At 65.3% G+C, this 15,105-nt stretch carries 13 protein-coding genes; 8 read left to right on the top strand and 5 right to left on the bottom strand.

Features of this window, described 5'->3' with window-relative positions; translation table 11 throughout:
• Positions 1 to 240: 240 nt before the first annotated feature.
• Both ARTSIC4J27_RS18850 and ARTSIC4J27_RS18845 read left to right on the top strand, forming a co-directional pair.
• A complete protein-coding gene (locus ARTSIC4J27_RS18850) occupies positions 241 to 2,733 on the top strand; it encodes an ATP-dependent Clp protease ATP-binding subunit (protein WP_050056718.1) in 2,493 nt (830 codons plus the stop codon).
• Positions 2,734 to 3,253: 520 nt separating this feature from the next.
• Positions 3,254 to 5,377 (top strand): prolyl oligopeptidase family serine peptidase, encoded by a 2,124-nt coding sequence (locus ARTSIC4J27_RS18845; RefSeq protein WP_050056717.1) that lies wholly within the window; start codon positions 3,254 to 3,256, stop codon positions 5,375 to 5,377.
• A gap of 273 nt (positions 5,378 to 5,650) precedes the next feature.
• Here ARTSIC4J27_RS18845 and ARTSIC4J27_RS18840 read toward each other — a convergent pair whose 3' ends face one another.
• Positions 5,651 to 7,111 carry an amino acid permease gene (locus ARTSIC4J27_RS18840; RefSeq protein WP_050056716.1) on the bottom strand — a complete coding sequence of 487 codons (1,461 nt, stop codon included), beginning with the start codon at positions 7,109 to 7,111 and terminating at the stop codon, positions 5,651 to 5,653.
• 235 nt (positions 7,112 to 7,346) lie between these two features.
• On the opposite strand from ARTSIC4J27_RS18840, the gene ARTSIC4J27_RS18835 reads away from it, so the two are divergent.
• The 5 genes from ARTSIC4J27_RS18835 to ARTSIC4J27_RS22975 all read left to right on the top strand — a co-directional run bounded on the left by ARTSIC4J27_RS18835 (position 7,347) and on the right by ARTSIC4J27_RS22975 (position 10,743).
• Positions 7,347 to 7,856: an amino-acid N-acetyltransferase gene (locus ARTSIC4J27_RS18835; protein ID WP_050056715.1), complete on the top strand. Its 510-nt coding sequence runs from the start codon at positions 7,347 to 7,349 to the stop codon at positions 7,854 to 7,856.
• Positions 7,857 to 8,148: 292 nt separating this feature from the next.
• Complete coding sequence (dhaK, locus tag ARTSIC4J27_RS18830) at positions 8,149 to 9,150, top strand: dihydroxyacetone kinase subunit DhaK (RefSeq protein WP_050056714.1); 1,002 nt, start codon at positions 8,149 to 8,151, stop codon at positions 9,148 to 9,150.
• Positions 9,151 to 9,152: 2 nt separating this feature from the next.
• Positions 9,153 to 9,785: a dihydroxyacetone kinase subunit DhaL gene (gene dhaL, locus ARTSIC4J27_RS18825; protein ID WP_050056713.1), complete on the top strand. Its 633-nt coding sequence runs from the start codon at positions 9,153 to 9,155 to the stop codon at positions 9,783 to 9,785.
• Complete coding sequence (gene dhaM / locus ARTSIC4J27_RS18820; RefSeq protein WP_050056712.1) at positions 9,782 to 10,477, top strand: dihydroxyacetone kinase phosphoryl donor subunit DhaM; 696 nt, start codon at positions 9,782 to 9,784, stop codon at positions 10,475 to 10,477. The genes dhaL and dhaM overlap by 4 nt, the downstream gene beginning before the upstream one ends.
• A gap of 89 nt (positions 10,478 to 10,566) precedes the next feature.
• Positions 10,567 to 10,743: a hypothetical protein gene (locus ARTSIC4J27_RS22975; protein WP_167344687.1), complete on the top strand. Its 177-nt coding sequence runs from the start codon at positions 10,567 to 10,569 to the stop codon at positions 10,741 to 10,743.
• A 2-nt stretch (positions 10,744 to 10,745) separates the two neighbouring features.
• Here the strand turns inward: ARTSIC4J27_RS22975 and ARTSIC4J27_RS18810 are convergent, their stop codons facing one another.
• Together ARTSIC4J27_RS18810 and ARTSIC4J27_RS18805 are read right to left on the bottom strand one after the other, a co-directional pair.
• A complete protein-coding gene (locus tag ARTSIC4J27_RS18810; protein WP_050056710.1) occupies positions 10,746 to 11,237 on the bottom strand; it encodes a hypothetical protein in 492 nt (163 codons plus the stop codon).
• 95 nt (positions 11,238 to 11,332) lie between these two features.
• On the bottom strand, positions 11,333 to 12,151 hold the full coding sequence (locus ARTSIC4J27_RS18805) for an HhH-GPD family protein (RefSeq protein ID WP_235436758.1): 819 nt from the start codon (positions 12,149 to 12,151) through the stop codon (positions 11,333 to 11,335).
• 305 nt (positions 12,152 to 12,456) lie between these two features.
• On the opposite strand from ARTSIC4J27_RS18805, the gene ARTSIC4J27_RS18800 reads away from it, so the two are divergent.
• Positions 12,457 to 13,143, top strand: a complete 687-nt coding sequence (locus ARTSIC4J27_RS18800; RefSeq protein ID WP_050056708.1) for a hypothetical protein — start codon at positions 12,457 to 12,459, stop codon at positions 13,141 to 13,143.
• Between the two features lie 76 nt (positions 13,144 to 13,219).
• On the opposite strand, the gene disA is transcribed toward ARTSIC4J27_RS18800, so the two are convergent.
• Both disA and ARTSIC4J27_RS23490 read right to left on the bottom strand, forming a co-directional pair.
• On the bottom strand, positions 13,220 to 14,296 hold the full coding sequence (gene disA / locus ARTSIC4J27_RS18795; protein ID WP_050056707.1) for a DNA integrity scanning diadenylate cyclase DisA: 1,077 nt from the start codon (positions 14,294 to 14,296) through the stop codon (positions 13,220 to 13,222).
• A gap of 265 nt (positions 14,297 to 14,561) precedes the next feature.
• Positions 14,562 to 15,101 carry a pentapeptide repeat-containing protein gene (locus ARTSIC4J27_RS23490; protein WP_327077662.1) on the bottom strand — a complete coding sequence of 180 codons (540 nt, stop codon included), beginning with the start codon at positions 15,099 to 15,101 and terminating at the stop codon, positions 14,562 to 14,564.
• Positions 15,102 to 15,105: the final 4 nt, after the last annotated feature.

The raw sequence follows: 15,105 nt of genomic DNA, 5'->3' as shown, positions 1-15,105 counted from the left end.
CTTCCGCAACTGCAGCCCCGCAACAACAACTCCGCTACCGCCAAGAATGGGCCGTTGCGGTTGTGCGGGCAAGGGGCTGAAGGCACATTTCCCTGCCCTCAGTGGACGGCGGCGGGGGTCCTCGAAGGGGCCGCTGCAATTATTCCGTGACGACTCCGGTTTCCCCCGTGGCGAACACGCTCCACAACGATGGGCTGGCCACGTAGCATCAAAGTACGTCGTAGCTAGGAGTGTGGCGAAATGTTTGAGCGATTTACGGACCGTGCCCGTCGCGTAGTTGTGCTTGCCCAAGAAGAGGCACGCATGCTGAACCACAATTACATCGGTACCGAACACATCCTCTTGGGTCTTATCCATGAGGGTGAGGGCGTTGCCGCCAAAGCTCTTGAGTCCTTGAGCATTTCGCTCGACGGCGTTCGCGAGCAGGTGCAGGAGATCATCGGGCAGGGCCAGCAGGCGCCATCCGGGCACATCCCCTTCACCCCCCGTGCCAAGAAGGTGCTGGAGCTCTCGCTGCGCGAAGCCCTCCAGCTGGGCCATAACTACATCGGCACGGAGCACATCCTGCTGGGCCTCATCCGCGAGGGTGAGGGTGTTGCAGCCCAGGTGCTGGTCAAGCTCGGCGCAGACCTGAACAGGGTCCGCCAGCAGGTCATCCAGCTCCTGTCCGGCTACCAAGGCAAGGAAACCACTGGAGCAGGTGTTGGCTCAGGCCAGCCCGAAGGCGCTCCGGCCGGTTCCGTGGTGCTGGACCAGTTCGGCCGCAACCTGACTCAGGCCGCCCGCGAAAACAAGCTGGATCCGGTCATCGGGCGCGAGCAGGAGATGGAACGCGTTATGCAGGTCCTCTCCCGCCGCACCAAGAACAACCCGGTGCTGATCGGTGAGCCCGGCGTCGGCAAGACGGCCGTCGTCGAAGGCCTCGCCCAGGCGATTGTCCGCGGCGATGTCCCGGAGACCATCCGCGACAAGCAGCTCTACACCCTGGACCTCGGGTCCCTGGTGGCAGGCTCCCGGTACCGCGGTGACTTCGAAGAGCGCCTGAAGAAGGTCCTCAAGGAAATCCGCACCCGCGGCGACATCATCCTGTTCATCGACGAAATCCACACCCTGGTGGGTGCGGGTGCCGCCGAAGGTGCCATCGACGCTGCCTCCATCCTCAAGCCGATGCTGGCCCGCGGTGAGCTGCAGACCATCGGTGCCACCACGCTTGACGAATACCGCAAGCACATCGAGAAGGACGCCGCGCTGGAGCGCCGCTTCCAGCCCATCCAGGTCAAGGAACCCTCCGTGGCGCACGCCATCGAGATCCTCAAGGGCCTGCGTGACCGCTACGAAGCGCACCACCGCGTCACCATTACCGACGGCGCCCTGGCCTCCGCGGCCAGCCTCGCCGAGCGCTACATCTCGGACCGCTTCCTGCCGGACAAGGCGATCGACCTGATCGACGAGGCAGGCGCACGGCTGCGCATCCGCCGCATGACCGCTCCGCCGGAGCTCAAGGCCATGGACGAGCGCATCGCCAAGCTGAAAATGGAGAAGGAGTCCGCGATCGACGCGCAGGACTTCGAAGGTGCAGCTGCGCTCCGTGACAAGGAGCAGAAGATGATCACCGAGCGCTCCGAAAAGGAACGCCACTGGAAGTCCGGCGGCATGGACGACATCTCCGAGGTGGATGAGGATCTCATCGCCGAGGTGCTGGCCAACTCCACCGGCATCCCGGTCTTCAAGCTGACCGAGGAAGAGTCCTCGCGCCTGCTGAAGATGGAAGACGAACTGCACAAGCGCGTGGTGGGCCAGGACGAGGCCATCAAGGCACTGTCCCAGGCCATCCGCCGCACCCGTGCAGGGCTCAAGGACCCCAAGCGTCCCGGCGGCTCGTTCATCTTCGCCGGCCCCACCGGCGTCGGCAAGACCGAGCTGGCCAAGGCACTGGCGGAGTTCCTGTTCGGTGAAGAGGACGCCCTCATCACGCTGGACATGTCCGAGTACTCCGAGAAGCACACCGTCTCGCGGCTCTTCGGTGCCCCTCCGGGCTACGTCGGCTACGAGGAAGGCGGCCAGCTGACCGAGAAGGTCCGGCGCCGTCCGTTCTCCGTGGTGCTCTTCGACGAAGTGGAAAAGGCCCACGCGGACCTCTTCAACTCGCTGCTGCAGATCCTGGAAGACGGCCGCCTGACCGATTCCCAGGGCCGCGTGGTGGACTTCAAGAACACTGTGATCATCATGACCACCAACCTGGGTACCCGGGACATCTCCAAGAGTGTTGCCACCGGCTTCCAGTCCGGCACCGACACGCAGACCGGCTACAACCGCATGCGTGCCCGTGTGACCGAGGAGCTCAAGCAGCACTTCCGCCCCGAGTTCCTGAACCGTGTGGATGACGTTGTGGTGTTCCCGCAGCTCACCCAGGACGAGATCATCGAGATCGTGGACCTGTTCGTGACCCGCCTCGAGAAGCGGCTCAAGGACAAGGACATGGGCATCGAACTGACCAAGGCCGCCAAGGTGCTTCTGGCAACCCGCGGTTACGATCCCGCCATGGGTGCCCGGCCGCTGCGCCGCACCATCCAGCGCGAGATCGAGGATCAGCTCTCCGAGAAGATCCTGTTCGGCGAGATCCACGCCGGCGACATTGTCGTAGTGGACGTGGAAGGCGACGGCGACGACGCAAAGTTCACGTTCGCCGGCAACGCCAAGCCGCGCATCCCGGAAATCGCCCCGAGCGTCTAAAGCATCACCCGAAAGCCCCGCCTGCTCCCAGAGCAGGCGGGGCTTTCGCTTTTAACCCGCACCACCCAAAGGTTGAGTCCGCGGGTCCCGTCGGCTGGGTTCGCTCCGGCACCGGCGCCCTCGCTAGTGCTCAGACAGGACGTGCCGCCACAGGTTGGGGACTTGAGCGGCCCTGCCCCGCATGAACGGTGCTGACCGGGGCCGTTTTTGCGGCCGCGGGCCGTTTGTGCTGTCGTCCTGCCGCGGCCCATCCGGTCCTTCCGTGCGAGGTGCCGGGCATCAGGGATTTATGTAGGCGCCGTCAAAGCGACGAAGGAGCAGGCGCCGGGAAATCTCTGATGGCCGGCTCCGGACCCAGCCACAGGAATGCACCCAAACCCGGGGCGCCGGGGCCGGAGCGGACCCAGCCGCGGGAAAGTACCAAAGCCGGGCGCCGGGACGGGTGCGGACTGGCCACGGAGACAAACCCGGGTGCGGGTGGCGGTTGTGACTGGAAGCACAACTCGGGTTGAATCGGGGCATGGCTAACTTGGAACCGGTGATCCCGGAAGAGCGACCTTTGACTCCTTTTCACGACCTTGACCATTACCTCGCCATTCCGCGGGTGAGCGGGCTGGCGTTAAGCCCGGATGGCACACGGCTGGTCACTACCGTGGCCACCCTGAACGGCAAAGGCACCGAATATGCCACAGCGCTGTGGGAGCTTGATCCTGCCGGGCAGAAGCAGGCGCGCCGGATCACCCGCAGCACCAAGGGCGAGGCCGGGGCGGCATTCGCAGCCAACGGCGACGTCTACTTCACTTCTGCGCGGCCGGACCCCGAAAGCCCCGAGGGCGATCCCGTCAACGCCCTCTGGCTGCTGCCCGCGGGTGGCGGTGAGGCCCGCGTGGTGCTCAACCGGCCAGGCGGTGTGTCCTCGGTATTGACTGCCAGGAACGCTGACGCCACCTTCGTGGTGGCGGAAGTCCTCGCCGGTTCGGCTGATGAGGAAGACGACGCCGAACGCCGCAAAGCGCGCAAGGACAACAAAGTCTCCGCCATCCTGCACAGCGAATATCCGGTGCGGTACTGGGACGCGGACCTGGGGCCCGGGCAGCCGCGCCTCTTCGCCGTCGAGCCCGGAAAGGACCAGGAACCTGGGAAGCCCGCCACCGTGGACGCTGCCGCCCCGCTGGCACTGCGGAACCTCACCCCGGACGCGGGACCACGGCTGCGCGAAGCCGAGACCTCTGTCAGCCCCGACGGCCGGACCATCTACACGAGCTACACCAGGCCGCTGGCAAAGGCAGACAGCCGCTCCATCCTGGTGGCCGTTGACGCAGCATCCGGAACCACAAAGGTACTCCTGGACCACGAAGGCATGAGCTACTTCCCTGGCCCCGTCAGCCCGGACGGAAACACCCTGGTGGTGGTCAGCGAAAGCGACAGCACCCCGCACCAGGCTCCCCAGGTCAAACTGCACCTCCTGGACGTATCCGACGAGGTGGAGCCGGGAACAGCCCGGCTCACGCCCCTGGCGCACGACTGGGACCGCTGGGCCAAGCCCGCAGCCTGGTTGCCGGATGGTTCCGCCCTCCTGGTCACGGCGGACGACGACGGCGCGTCGCCGGTTTTCCGCATCAGCGTTCCGGCTGCTGCCGCTGAGGTGGGCGTTTCCCGGGTGACGCAGGACGCGGCGGCATACACCGACGTCGTAATTTCACCCGACGGACGCCACGCCTATGCCCTCCGCAGTTCGTACGAGTTTCCGCCTGAGGCGGTGCGCATCGACCTGCAGACCGGGGAAACCACCCGCCTGCCGGCCCCTGCAGACCGCCCCGTCCGCTCCGGCAGGCTTGAACGGATCGCGGCCACAGCAGTTGACGGTTCGCGTGTTCCGGCCTACCTGGCGCTGCCTGAGGGGGCCTCCGCGGAGTCCCCGGCTCCGATGCTCCTGTGGATCCACGGCGGCCCGCTGGGATCCTGGAATGCCTGGACCTGGCGTTGGAACCCCTGGCTGCTCACTGCCAAGGGCTACGCCGTGCTCCTGCCGGACCCCGCACTCTCCACCGGCTACGGCCAGAACTACATCCAGCGCGGGTGGGGTGCCTGGGGCAAGGCACCGTTCACCGACCTGATGGCGGTAACTGACGCTACCGTGGACCGGCCCGATATCAACGCGGAACGCACCGCCGCCATGGGCGGCTCCTTCGGCGGCTACATGGCCAACTGGGTCGCCGGCCAGACCGACAGGTTCAAGGCCGTGGTGACCCACGCCAGCCTTTGGGCCCTGGACCAGTTCGGCCCCACCACGGACGCCTCCCAATACTGGCTCAAGGAAATGACCGAAGAGATGGCGCGGGAGAACTCACCGCACCAACACGTCGAAAAGATCAGCACGCCCATGCTGGTGATCCACGGCGACAAAGACTACCGCGTCCCTATTGGCGAGGGGCTGCGCCTTTGGTACGAACTGCTGTCCAAGTCCCAGCTCGCCGCAGACCAGGACGGCCGCACCCCGCACCGCTTCCTGTACTTCCCGGACGAAAACCACTGGGTCCTGCAGCCGCAGCATGCGAAGGTCTGGTACGGGGTCGTAGAGCACTTCCTGGCCCGGAACGTCCTGGACCAGGATGTGCCATTGCCTTCCGAGCTGGGACTTTAGCCCCTCTCGGGGGTGGTGCTCTGATCGCCTCCGGCTCCCGACTCCGAGGCCCTAATCGCCTCCGGCTCGGAGGCTGGGACATTTACCGCTTGCTGCTCCTTCGTCGCTCTGACGCAAGCTACGTAAATGTCCCAGCCTCCTTCACCTCGTGCTGGCGGTCGCCTAGGCACGTGATGCAAAATGCGCGCCCTCCCTTGTCGCCTTCTGACTGGCGTGTGCCTTCGAGCGCAGTCTCTCACCAGCCGGAACGCCCCGCGCCTTGCTTTTTGTGGGTTAGGGGGCGTCTTTCGTATTCACCAGGACCTTAGGTTGGTGAGTTTCTTTCTTTCCGCGGGCGTGTTTGAAGTGGAAGTAGGCGTAGCAGGCTGCTACGAAGGGGATTCCGAAATACAAGGCTGTTGCTTGGGTGGGGTCGAAGCCTATTCCTATCAGGGAGATCACGCAGAGGATAAACGCGGCTATGGGCAGCAGTGGGAAGAGCGGCGCCCGGTAGGGGAGCGATGCCGTGTCACCGCCTGCTCGCAGGAAATTCCGGCGGTGGAAGAAATGGGCCGCCGTGATGGACATCCAGACACCGACGGTCGCGAAACCGGCAACGGAGACCAGGACCAGGTAGACGGTGGTCGGCGCCACCACGCTGCTGATCAGTGACGCCAGGCCGCCCAGCATGCTCACGCACAGGGCAAGCAGGGGGATGCCGCGCTTTGTGAGTTTTTGCAGGGCCTTGGGGGCGTGGCCCTCATCGGCCAGGGAGAAAAGCATCCGGGCGCAGGAAAACAGGCCGCAGTTCCCGGCGGACAAAAGGGCAGTGATGATGACGAAATTCATGACGTCGGCGGCGTAGGGAATGCCAAGCTGCGAGAAGACCGTGACAAAGGGGCTCTGTTCCAGCGACGTTTCCTCGTACGGCACCGTACCGGCGATAACAGCGATGGCGCCAACAAAGAAAATCATCAGGCGGATCACGGTGGTTCGCATCGCCTTTGGGATATTGACTGCGGGGTTGGCCGTTTCCCCCGCTGCCACACCAATGAGTTCAGACCCTGAGAATGCGTAGAACACCGCAAGCGTGGTGATCAGGACGCCGGTAATTCCGTTGGGAAACAGCCCCTGCGGTGTATTCAGGTTTTCACCGAGGAACGGATAGCCATTCTCGGCCAGCGGATGAAAGCCGAGCAATGCCGCCCCGCCCAGGACAATCAGCCCGATGACGGCGGCTACCTTTATCAACGCGAACCAGAACTCCGATTCACCAAACACGCGGGAAGAGATCGCGTTGAGCGTGAATAGCACGGCCGCAAAAACAAGGCACCAGATCCACACATCCACCTCCGGGAACCAGCGCTGCATCAAAAGCCCGGCCGCGGTGAACTCCGAACCCAGGGCAACCGCCCAGCAGAGCCAGTAAAGCCAGGCGGTGGCAAAGCCCGTGGCGGGACCTATCGACCTGGCAGCGTAAATGTGGAAGGCACCGGACACCGGGTACGCCACCGCCAGCTCACCCAGGCATGCCATCACCATGTACACCACCACGGCGCCGAGGAGGTAGGCGATGATCGCTCCCAGCGGCCCAGCCTGCGCGATGGTGTAGCCGGAACTAAGGAACAGCCCGGACCCTATGACACCTCCCATGGCGATCATCACCAGGTGGCGGGCCTCCATGGACCGCCGAAGGCCCTGTTTCTCGTCTTGCGCCAATGGTTCATCGGTCAGCGTGGGGGAGCCTATGGCCATTTTTCCTCCGGGTTGTGCGGCTGCACCTTTAGGGTGACGTGGATAACATCCGCAACACTGGTTGTTGCCAGCCCGCGTCCGCAAACGCTGCCGGATGTGGACGCAGAAGTCTTCACACTCCGCAGAGGTTCTCGTGTCCGAGCGTAAGCAGAGCTTCAACTCAGCTTCTTTGTGAAGAACAGTAGCCGGAACAGTGAAGCTCAAGGCTGTCAGTGAGGCGAACTAGGATGGCTCTGTGACTGACTCCTTCCATATCCGCCCAGCCCGCACCAGCGATGTGTCCGCCATCAAGAAACTTGTTGCGCCGCTGGCAGAGCAACGGATCCTGATGGCCAAGGAAACAGTGGCGTATTACGAGAGCCTGCAGGAGTTCCGCATCGCCGAGGCGGACAACGGCGACGTGATCGGCTGCGGAGCGCTCCACGTGATGTGGGAAGACCTGGCTGAGGTGCGCACCCTTGCTGCTTCCGAAGACTGGCGCGGGCGCGGTGTTGGCCACGTATTGGTGGAGAGCCTGCTTGAGGAGGCCCGTGCACTGGGAGTCGCGCGCGTCTTTTGCCTCACCTTCGAGGTGGACTTCTTCAAGCGCCACGGCTTTGAAGTCATGGCAGACCAATCCGCCGTTGACCCCACCGTCTACTCGGAGCTGCTCCGGTCCCATGACGAAGGCGTGGCGGAGTTCCTGGACCTGGCCCGGGTGAAGCCGAACACCCTTGGCAACACCCGGATGATCAAGTTCCTCTGACGAGACTGCTCCCAAAACTACTGGCGGGACGAAACGCCAGGAACTGCCCCAGCCCCCGCCTGGCCGCCTTCCTCAGGTCAAGAAATAGCTACTGCACCGCGCTGACCAGCTTTGTTTTACTCGATTTGATGGATAAACTGGCTGCGGCCGGGTTGGGGGCCCAGGGAAAGGGACAGTCATTGGGGGCTGTCCCTTTTCTGTACCTGTGCGGATCCGCGCCCTACCGCCTCGCCGCCTGCCGGTAGTAGGGTCGGAAATGTCACCCTCCAGGAACCATGCCAGGAGCAACGCCATGAAAAAGCTCATCAACGATCCAAAGACGGTAGTTGAGGAATCAGTGCAGGGTTTCGGCCAGGCGCACGCAGACCTTGTAAACGTCAGTTCAGATCCCACGTACATCACACGCAAGGACGCGCCGGTCAGTGGGAAAGTAGGACTCGTCTCGGGCGGCGGCAGCGGCCACGAACCGCTCCACGCCGGCTTCGTGGGCAGGGGCATGCTCGACGCCGCCGTCCCGGGGGCTGTGTTCACCTCGCCCACGCCGGACCAGATCCTTCCGGCGACGCTCGCCGTCAACTCAGGTGCCGGCGTCGTGCACATCGTCAAGAACTACACCGGCGACGTGCTGAACTTTGAAACCGCAGCGGAACTTTCCGAGGCTGAGGGCGTGAACGTACGGACAGTCCTGGTCAACGACGATGTGGCCGTGGAGGACTCGCTGTACACGGCGGGCCGCCGCGGCGTGGGCGGAACGGTGTTGGTGGAAAAGATCGCCGGTGCTGCTGCCGAACGCGGCGACGACCTGGATGCGGTGGCCGCGATCGGAGAACGGGTCAACAGCAACGTCCGCACCATGGGTGTGGCGCTGTCTGCCTGCACCGTCCCGCACGCGGGCTCGCCAAGCTTCGATCTGGCCGAGGACGAAATCGAGATCGGCATCGGGATCCATGGTGAACCCGGCCGGCACCGCATCCCCATGGAAAACGCGGACGGGATCACCGACCGGCTGCTGGAACCAGTGCTCACCGATCTGGGGATCACCGCCGGGGACAGGGTGCTGTTGTTTGTCAACGGCATGGGCGGCACTCCGCTGAGCGAGTTGTACATCGTGTACCGGCGGGCCGCGCAGGTGCTCGCAAGCCGCGGCGCCGCCGTCGAGCGGTCCCTGGTGGGCAATTACATCACCGCGCTGGAAATGCAGGGCTGCTCCATCTCCGTGTTGAGACTGGACGACGAACTGACGGAACTGTGGGATGCGCCGGTACACACTGCAGCACTGCGTTGGGGCGTGTAGCCGTGGTCCTGGATGTCAACTGGACGGTGAAGTGGCTGACGCTGTGCGCGCAGGCCATGGCGGAGCACCGGGTGGAACTGATCGAGCTGGACCGGGCCATCGGGGATTCGGACCACGGCGAGAACATGGACCGCGGCTTCCAGGCTGTCCTGGACAAGCTGGCAGAATCGCCGCCCGAAACCCCGGCTGCGGCATTGAAACTCACGGCCATGACCCTGATGTCCAAGGTGGGCGGGGCTGCGGGTCCGCTGTACGGCACGGCATTCCTGCGCGCGGCAACGTCTCTGGGAGACGCCGCCGAGATCGATCCTGCCGCCTGGGCCGGCGCCCTCACCGCGGCCCGGGACGGCATTGTGGCCCGTGGGAAAGCGGAGCCGGGGGACAAAACCATGGTGGACGCCTGGACACCGGCGGCCGAAGCAGCAGGCCGTGCGGCCGCAAACGGCAGCACGGATCCGTTGACTGTCCTGGTTGCCGCCGCCGAGGCCGCGGAGGCGGGGGCAGTGGCCACCGATCCGCTGGTGGCACGGAAAGGGCGGGCCAGCTACCTCGGGGAGCGGAGCGCCGGGCACCGCGATCCCGGCGCGGCTTCCAGCGCCCTGATTATGCGCGCCGCTGCGAAGGCGGCTGCGTGACCGTCAGCATCGTGGTGGTTTCCCATAGTGAAAAGATTGCCGACGGCGCCGCGGAACTTGCCGCGCAAATGGCGCCTGACGTCGTGATCCTGCCAGCCGGCGGCACCACCGATGGACGGATTGGCACCAGCCTGGAGAAGGTGATGGCCGCGCTGGACAAGGTGCCCAACGGCGGTGGTGCGGTGATCCTCACCGATCTGGGGTCGGCCGTGATGACCGCGGAATCGGCGCTGGAATTCGTGGAGAACCCAGCCGGGGTGGTGCTGGCGGACGCGCCGCTGGTGGAAGGTCTTGTGGCCGCGGCGGTGGCGGCCCAGGGCGGCGGGGACGTACAGGCGGTCAAGCGGGCAGCGGAAGCCGTCCGCGGCCCGGCCCGGCACCCCAAAAACCCTGCAGTCCAGGAGGTGGCGGAAGGTTCCGTCACCGGGTCCGGCCCGGACTTCACCGGCGACTTTGAGCTCATCAACCAGGCCGGCATGCATGCGCGGCCGGCGGCCAAGATCGCCGGGGGCCTCTCGTCCCTGGATGCCGAAGTCCAAATCAACGGCGTGGACGCCACTTCCATGACCGCGCTGATGACCCTGGCGGCGGGCAAGGGGTCCGTGCTGCATATCGAAGCGTGGGGCGCAGACGCCGAACGCGCCGTGAACTACGTCGGCGGGCTGGTGCAGGCCGGCTTCGGCGAGCCGTAGGCCCGCCGGGAGTGCCTGAACAGCCCGAATGACGGCGCGGCGGTGTGTTCGCACCGCTGGAGCGGACTCCTGCGAATATGCTCGATGCCATGGAACGGCTCGACCTCGAAGACATCACCCCGGAAATCGCAGTGCTGGAGGGGCAGATATCCGTCGAGGAACTCCTCGCCGACTTGGGCTTTGAGTGGTCGCCGGAAGGGGCGGCCGGAGCCGGCGGCCCCGAGCCTTCCGCAGAGGACAACTTCGGCCAGCCCACCCTCTTCTAGGATCAGGGGGTTTCCCGCAGTCCCTGGGCGTCCAGCAGCACGGACGCGGAAATGAACCTGCCGCACTGCTCCCCGAAGGGGTAGTCGGCCCGCGGCCGGAAATCCAGGGTCCGGACGGGCAGGGCTGATCCGTCAGGGGCCGTTGCGGAAGCCGTGACTGTCATGGGGGATTCCGTCAGGGTTTCCAGGAACAGTGCGGCGATCTTGGTCCCGTCAGGCGACGCCGTGGCGGAGCAGATGCCCTCCGGGGTGCAGCCCTGGTCGATCGACGCGCTGCCGGGGCGCAGCTCTACATCTTCTTCCGTGCACTGCCCGTCCTGGCAGGCCAACAGGTGCAGCTTCTCCACCTGCGGCGCGTAGCCGGCGGCGACGGTGACAGAAACAGCGGTGGCCTGGGCGATGGCCGGGCAGGGGACCGCGCCGGGGCCGGGCCCGCACGCGGTAACCAGTCCCGCCGTCGTTATGAGCGCCAAAAGCAGCCCGCGCTTGCCCATACTTCAGCCTAAAGCCGGGGACGGCGCCTGCCTCCGCTCAGCCTGGAAGTGATGCAAACATCGTTATGGTGGCCACGGCGCGGTTGAGGATGGATCTACGCGGGGAGCCGGTATCCGCCGTGGTGCACTACGGCCAGGCCGTCGGCCAGCAGCCCTGCCAGCGCCCGCTCGAGCTGCTCGGGGGCGGAGTTGAGCCGGTGCAGGGCCGCGAGGGGCACGCCGATGCCCTCCGCGGCGAAACCCAGGTCCGCCGGCTCCCGCTGGAACATCTCCGCAGGCACCGGCGCCTCAGCCACCCGCAGCACGGCCATCACGGCTCCACGCACCTGGCGGTCAGTGCCGTGCCACGCCTGGCCCTTGGGGATGTACGACGGCGGCGGCTCACCAGCAGCCCGCCAGGCACAGGAGTCCCGGACCGGGCAGTCGCCGCACCTGGGCGCGCGGGCTGTGCACACCAGCGCCCCCAGCTCCATCACTGCGGCGTTCCACCGGACTGATGTGGCGTCGTCGTCCGGGAGGAGCTGCGCGGCGAGCCGCATCTCCGCAGCCGTAAGTGCCGGCGCCGGAAGGGCAGTACCGGAGATCAACCGGGCGTGGACGCGCCTGATATTGGTGTCCACTACGGTTTCGCGGCGACCGTAGGCAAAGGCCGCCACCGCCGCCGCCGTGTAACTGCCAACTCCGGGCAACGCCAGCAGCTCGGCGTAGTTGTCCGGAACCTTGCCGCCGTGCTCTTCGACGATGGCAACTGCTGCCGCATGCAGCCGCAAGGCCCGGCGCGGGTAACCCAGCCGGCCCCAGGACCGCACTGCCTCGCCCGCGGGCTCGCCTGCCAGGCCGGCCGGAGTGGGCCAGCGTTTCAGCCATTCGTGCCAAACCGGCAGGACCCGGACCACCGGGGTTTGCTGCAGCATGATTTCACTGACCAGCACACCCCAAGCCGAGCAGGCAGGCTCGCGCCAAGGCAGCTCGCGGGCAATGCCGGCGAACCAGGTGTTGATCCGGGTGTGCAGCTCCTGCAGCTCCGGCCCGGTGGGGAAACGGGCAGGCGCAGCGGTGGTTAAGGCTTCAGTATCGATCCCAACACTGTAATGGATCAGTTTCCGGAGCCCGAAACGATGAATGAGCCCCCGCCGCCTGGCTGCATGTGACCAGAGCGATGGGGCAACCGGCGGCGTGGTGGCCGGGCAGATCCGCGGCCGTTCTCTAGCCTAGAAGGATGGGCGGGCAAGGCGAATCATCACGCGGCAGGACAACGGCATCCGGATCGAGTACGGTCCGCAAGCCGAGCCCTGCCGTGTACCGCCGGCGCCGGCTGTTCCTGGGGGCGGCCCTGCTGGTGGTGATCGCACTGGTGGTGGGCGGCTTCTCCCTCGCCGGCGCCTTCAGCGGCAGCTCGGAAAAGGCATCATCCACGGACCCTGCCGCCGGCGCAACCGCGTCCGCTGACCCGTCCGGCCAGGCGTCGCCGTCGTCCTCTGTTCCGGCGCCCACCCCCACGCCGTCACCGACCCCCGCGTGCAACCAGAACCTGGTGACCGTGTCGGCTTCGACGGACAAGGCGGCCTACGGCCCCGAGGAAAACCCGATGCTGACGCTCAAGGTGACCAACGGCGGCACCATGCCCTGCGAGGTGAACATCGGAACCTCGCAGATGGAATTCCTGGTGACCAGCGGCGCGGACCGGATCTTCTCGTCCAAGGATTGCCAGGCGAAGAGCGAGGACCTGGTGAAAACCATTGCGCCGGGTGCCAGCGAAACCGCAAACTTCCCGTGGCCGCGCAACCGTTCTGTTGAAGGCTGCCAGCCCGTCGAAGCCAAACCCGGAGGCGGCGGCGCGTACTACATCTTCACAGCCAAGCTCGGCTCCAAAGCCAGCCCGAAGGCAGTTTTCCAGCTGAACTGACGGCACCTTCCAAATGACTGCTCCGTAACTGCCCTTTTGGCTGCTCAAAACGGCAGTTATTCGGCAGTCGATTGATTTACAGGAAACGGTCCAGCAGGCTTGCTTCCGCCATCCGGCTGAGTCCCTCGCGCACGGTCCTGGCCCGCTGATCGCCGATACCGTCCACGGTCATGAGATCGTCGATGGTGGCTGCCATCAGGAACTGCAAGCCGCCGAAGTGGTCCACCAGGCGGTCCGCAACAGCCTTCGGAACTGCTTTAAGGCCAGACAGCAGGCGGTAGCCCCGTGGCTGCACCACGGCGTCCAGGTTTGCTTCACCGCCGGCAAACCCCACGATGCCGGAGATTTTGCCGAGGTCGATCAGCTCGGTGGGGCCCAGGTTCACCAGTTCGTTGACTGCATTTTCGATGTCCTCGGCGGAGGCGTTGGGGCTGGCGTAATCGCGGATGATCACGTCGCTTCCCGGACCACGCCCTACCGTCAGCTCATCGAGCTGGAGCGACAGGAGCCGGCCGTCCTCGCCGAGTTCCAGGACGTACTGGGAGATTTCCTCGGAGATGCGGCGGACCATTTCCTGCCGCTGGAGGGTGACGGCGACGTCCCGGACGGTGACCATCGCTTCGATTTCCAGGGCGGACAGCGAGCTGGTGACCTGGTCCAGGCGGGAGCGGTAGCGCTCAAGGGTAGCGAGGGCCTGGTTGGCGCGCGCCAGGACCTTTTCGGATCCTTCCAGGACGTGCCGCAGGCCGTTGACGTAGAGGGCGATGATCTGCATGGACTGGCTGACCGAGATAACGGGCACGCCGGTTTGGATGGCCACGCGTTCGGCCGTGCGGTGGCGGGTGCCGGATTCCTGGGTTTCGATGCTGGAATCGGGGACGAGCTGGACGGCCGCGCGGAGGATGTTGCCTGCGTCCTTGTCGCAGATGATGGCGCCGTCCATCTTGGCAAGCTCGCGGAGCCGGGTGGGGGAGAAGTCGATGCCGATATCGAAGCCACCGGAGCAGATGGATTCGATGGTCCTGTCCATGCCCAGGACTATCAGTGCGCCGGTCCGGCCCCGCAGGATCCGCTCCAGACCGTCGCGAAGGGGGGTTCCGGGTGCCACTCTGGCCAGGGTTGCCCTGAGAGATTCTTCGGGGCTCCGCGCCATTAAGTGTGTCCCTTCAAAGGTGCGGGCCGGACGCCCGCAGAAATGCCGGTTAGAGGTTTCGCCGGCAGGATCAAAAAATGCTCATTTTCCCGCAAGCTCAATGATAGGGGCAAGAGTGCCCAACTTCCGCACGGGCAAGCCCTAAAGTGCCTCGTTAGGGGGTGGCTGGAACACGGACAAAAAGGGTTCGACGGCGGGCAGCCGGGGGTGCATTTTTCGGGATTCCTCCAGCACCTCCCGGCTGCCTCACTTGATAATCGCGCCATCAGCGCCAGTGCCAAGGGCTTGCCAGGTCAGCAGGCAAAAGCGTACGAACGTCACCGCGCGCAGCATTAATCTGCGGTTGGGTCAGGTACAGGGCCCGGGACAGGTCCGCGCCCTGGAGTTTCGCGTTCCTGAGATCCGCGCCCAGCAGGTCCACGGCCGTCAAATCGCTGCCTCGAAGGTCGGAAGCAATCAGGTAGCTGCCCCTGAGATCAGCCCCGCACAGCCGGCGGGACCGCAAGTCCTTTCCGATGAGATCGGCGCCCGGCCTAAGTTCCGGGTCCTGGTCATCCCCTGTGGCGAAGTAGGACGCCCGAACTTCTTCGCTGACGGCCATCAACAGCGACCTTACTTCGGCGTGCAGCTCCTGGACGTCAAGTGCCAGCACCTGGTCCGGTCCACCGCCGAACGCCTTTTCGATGGAGCTGCGGTACCGGGCAGCGTCCAGGGAGGCCTCAGGATCGAAACAGCGCCCCTGTGCCTCTGCCAGGTACCAAAGCATCTCGTGCAGTTGCCTGGCAACCTTGAAGGCTGCAAACATCTTT

Origin of the sequence: Pseudarthrobacter siccitolerans (assembly GCF_001046895.1) — a bacterium.
Taxonomy (GTDB): Bacteria; Actinomycetota; Actinomycetes; order Actinomycetales; family Micrococcaceae; genus Arthrobacter; species Arthrobacter siccitolerans.
This window is presented reverse-complemented; position numbering and strand designations above follow the sequence as displayed.

Excerpts from the sequence above, each read along its gene's own strand:
- ARTSIC4J27_RS18840 (WP_050056716.1), bottom strand. The coding sequence starts at position 7,111 with ATGGCCATAGGCTCCCCCACGCTGACCGATGAACCATTGGCGCAAGAC.
- ARTSIC4J27_RS18805 (WP_235436758.1), bottom strand. The coding sequence starts at position 12,151 with ATGCTGCAGCAAACCCCGGTGGTCCGGGTCCTGCCGGTTTGGCACGAA.
- ARTSIC4J27_RS23490 (WP_327077662.1), bottom strand. The coding sequence starts at position 15,101 with ATGTTTGCAGCCTTCAAGGTTGCCAGGCAACTGCACGAGATGCTTTGG.
- ARTSIC4J27_RS18810 (WP_050056710.1), bottom strand. The coding sequence starts at position 11,237 with ATGGGCAAGCGCGGGCTGCTTTTGGCGCTCATAACGACGGCGGGACTG.
- ARTSIC4J27_RS18850 (WP_050056718.1), top strand. The coding sequence starts at position 241 with ATGTTTGAGCGATTTACGGACCGTGCCCGTCGCGTAGTTGTGCTTGCC.
- disA (WP_050056707.1), bottom strand. The coding sequence starts at position 14,296 with ATGGCGCGGAGCCCCGAAGAATCTCTCAGGGCAACCCTGGCCAGAGTG.
- dhaK (WP_050056714.1), top strand. The coding sequence starts at position 8,149 with ATGAAAAAGCTCATCAACGATCCAAAGACGGTAGTTGAGGAATCAGTG.
- ARTSIC4J27_RS22975 (WP_167344687.1), top strand. The coding sequence starts at position 10,567 with ATGGAACGGCTCGACCTCGAAGACATCACCCCGGAAATCGCAGTGCTG.
- ARTSIC4J27_RS18800 (WP_050056708.1), top strand. The coding sequence starts at position 12,457 with ATGGGCGGGCAAGGCGAATCATCACGCGGCAGGACAACGGCATCCGGA.
- ARTSIC4J27_RS18845 (WP_050056717.1), top strand. The coding sequence starts at position 3,254 with ATGGCTAACTTGGAACCGGTGATCCCGGAAGAGCGACCTTTGACTCCT.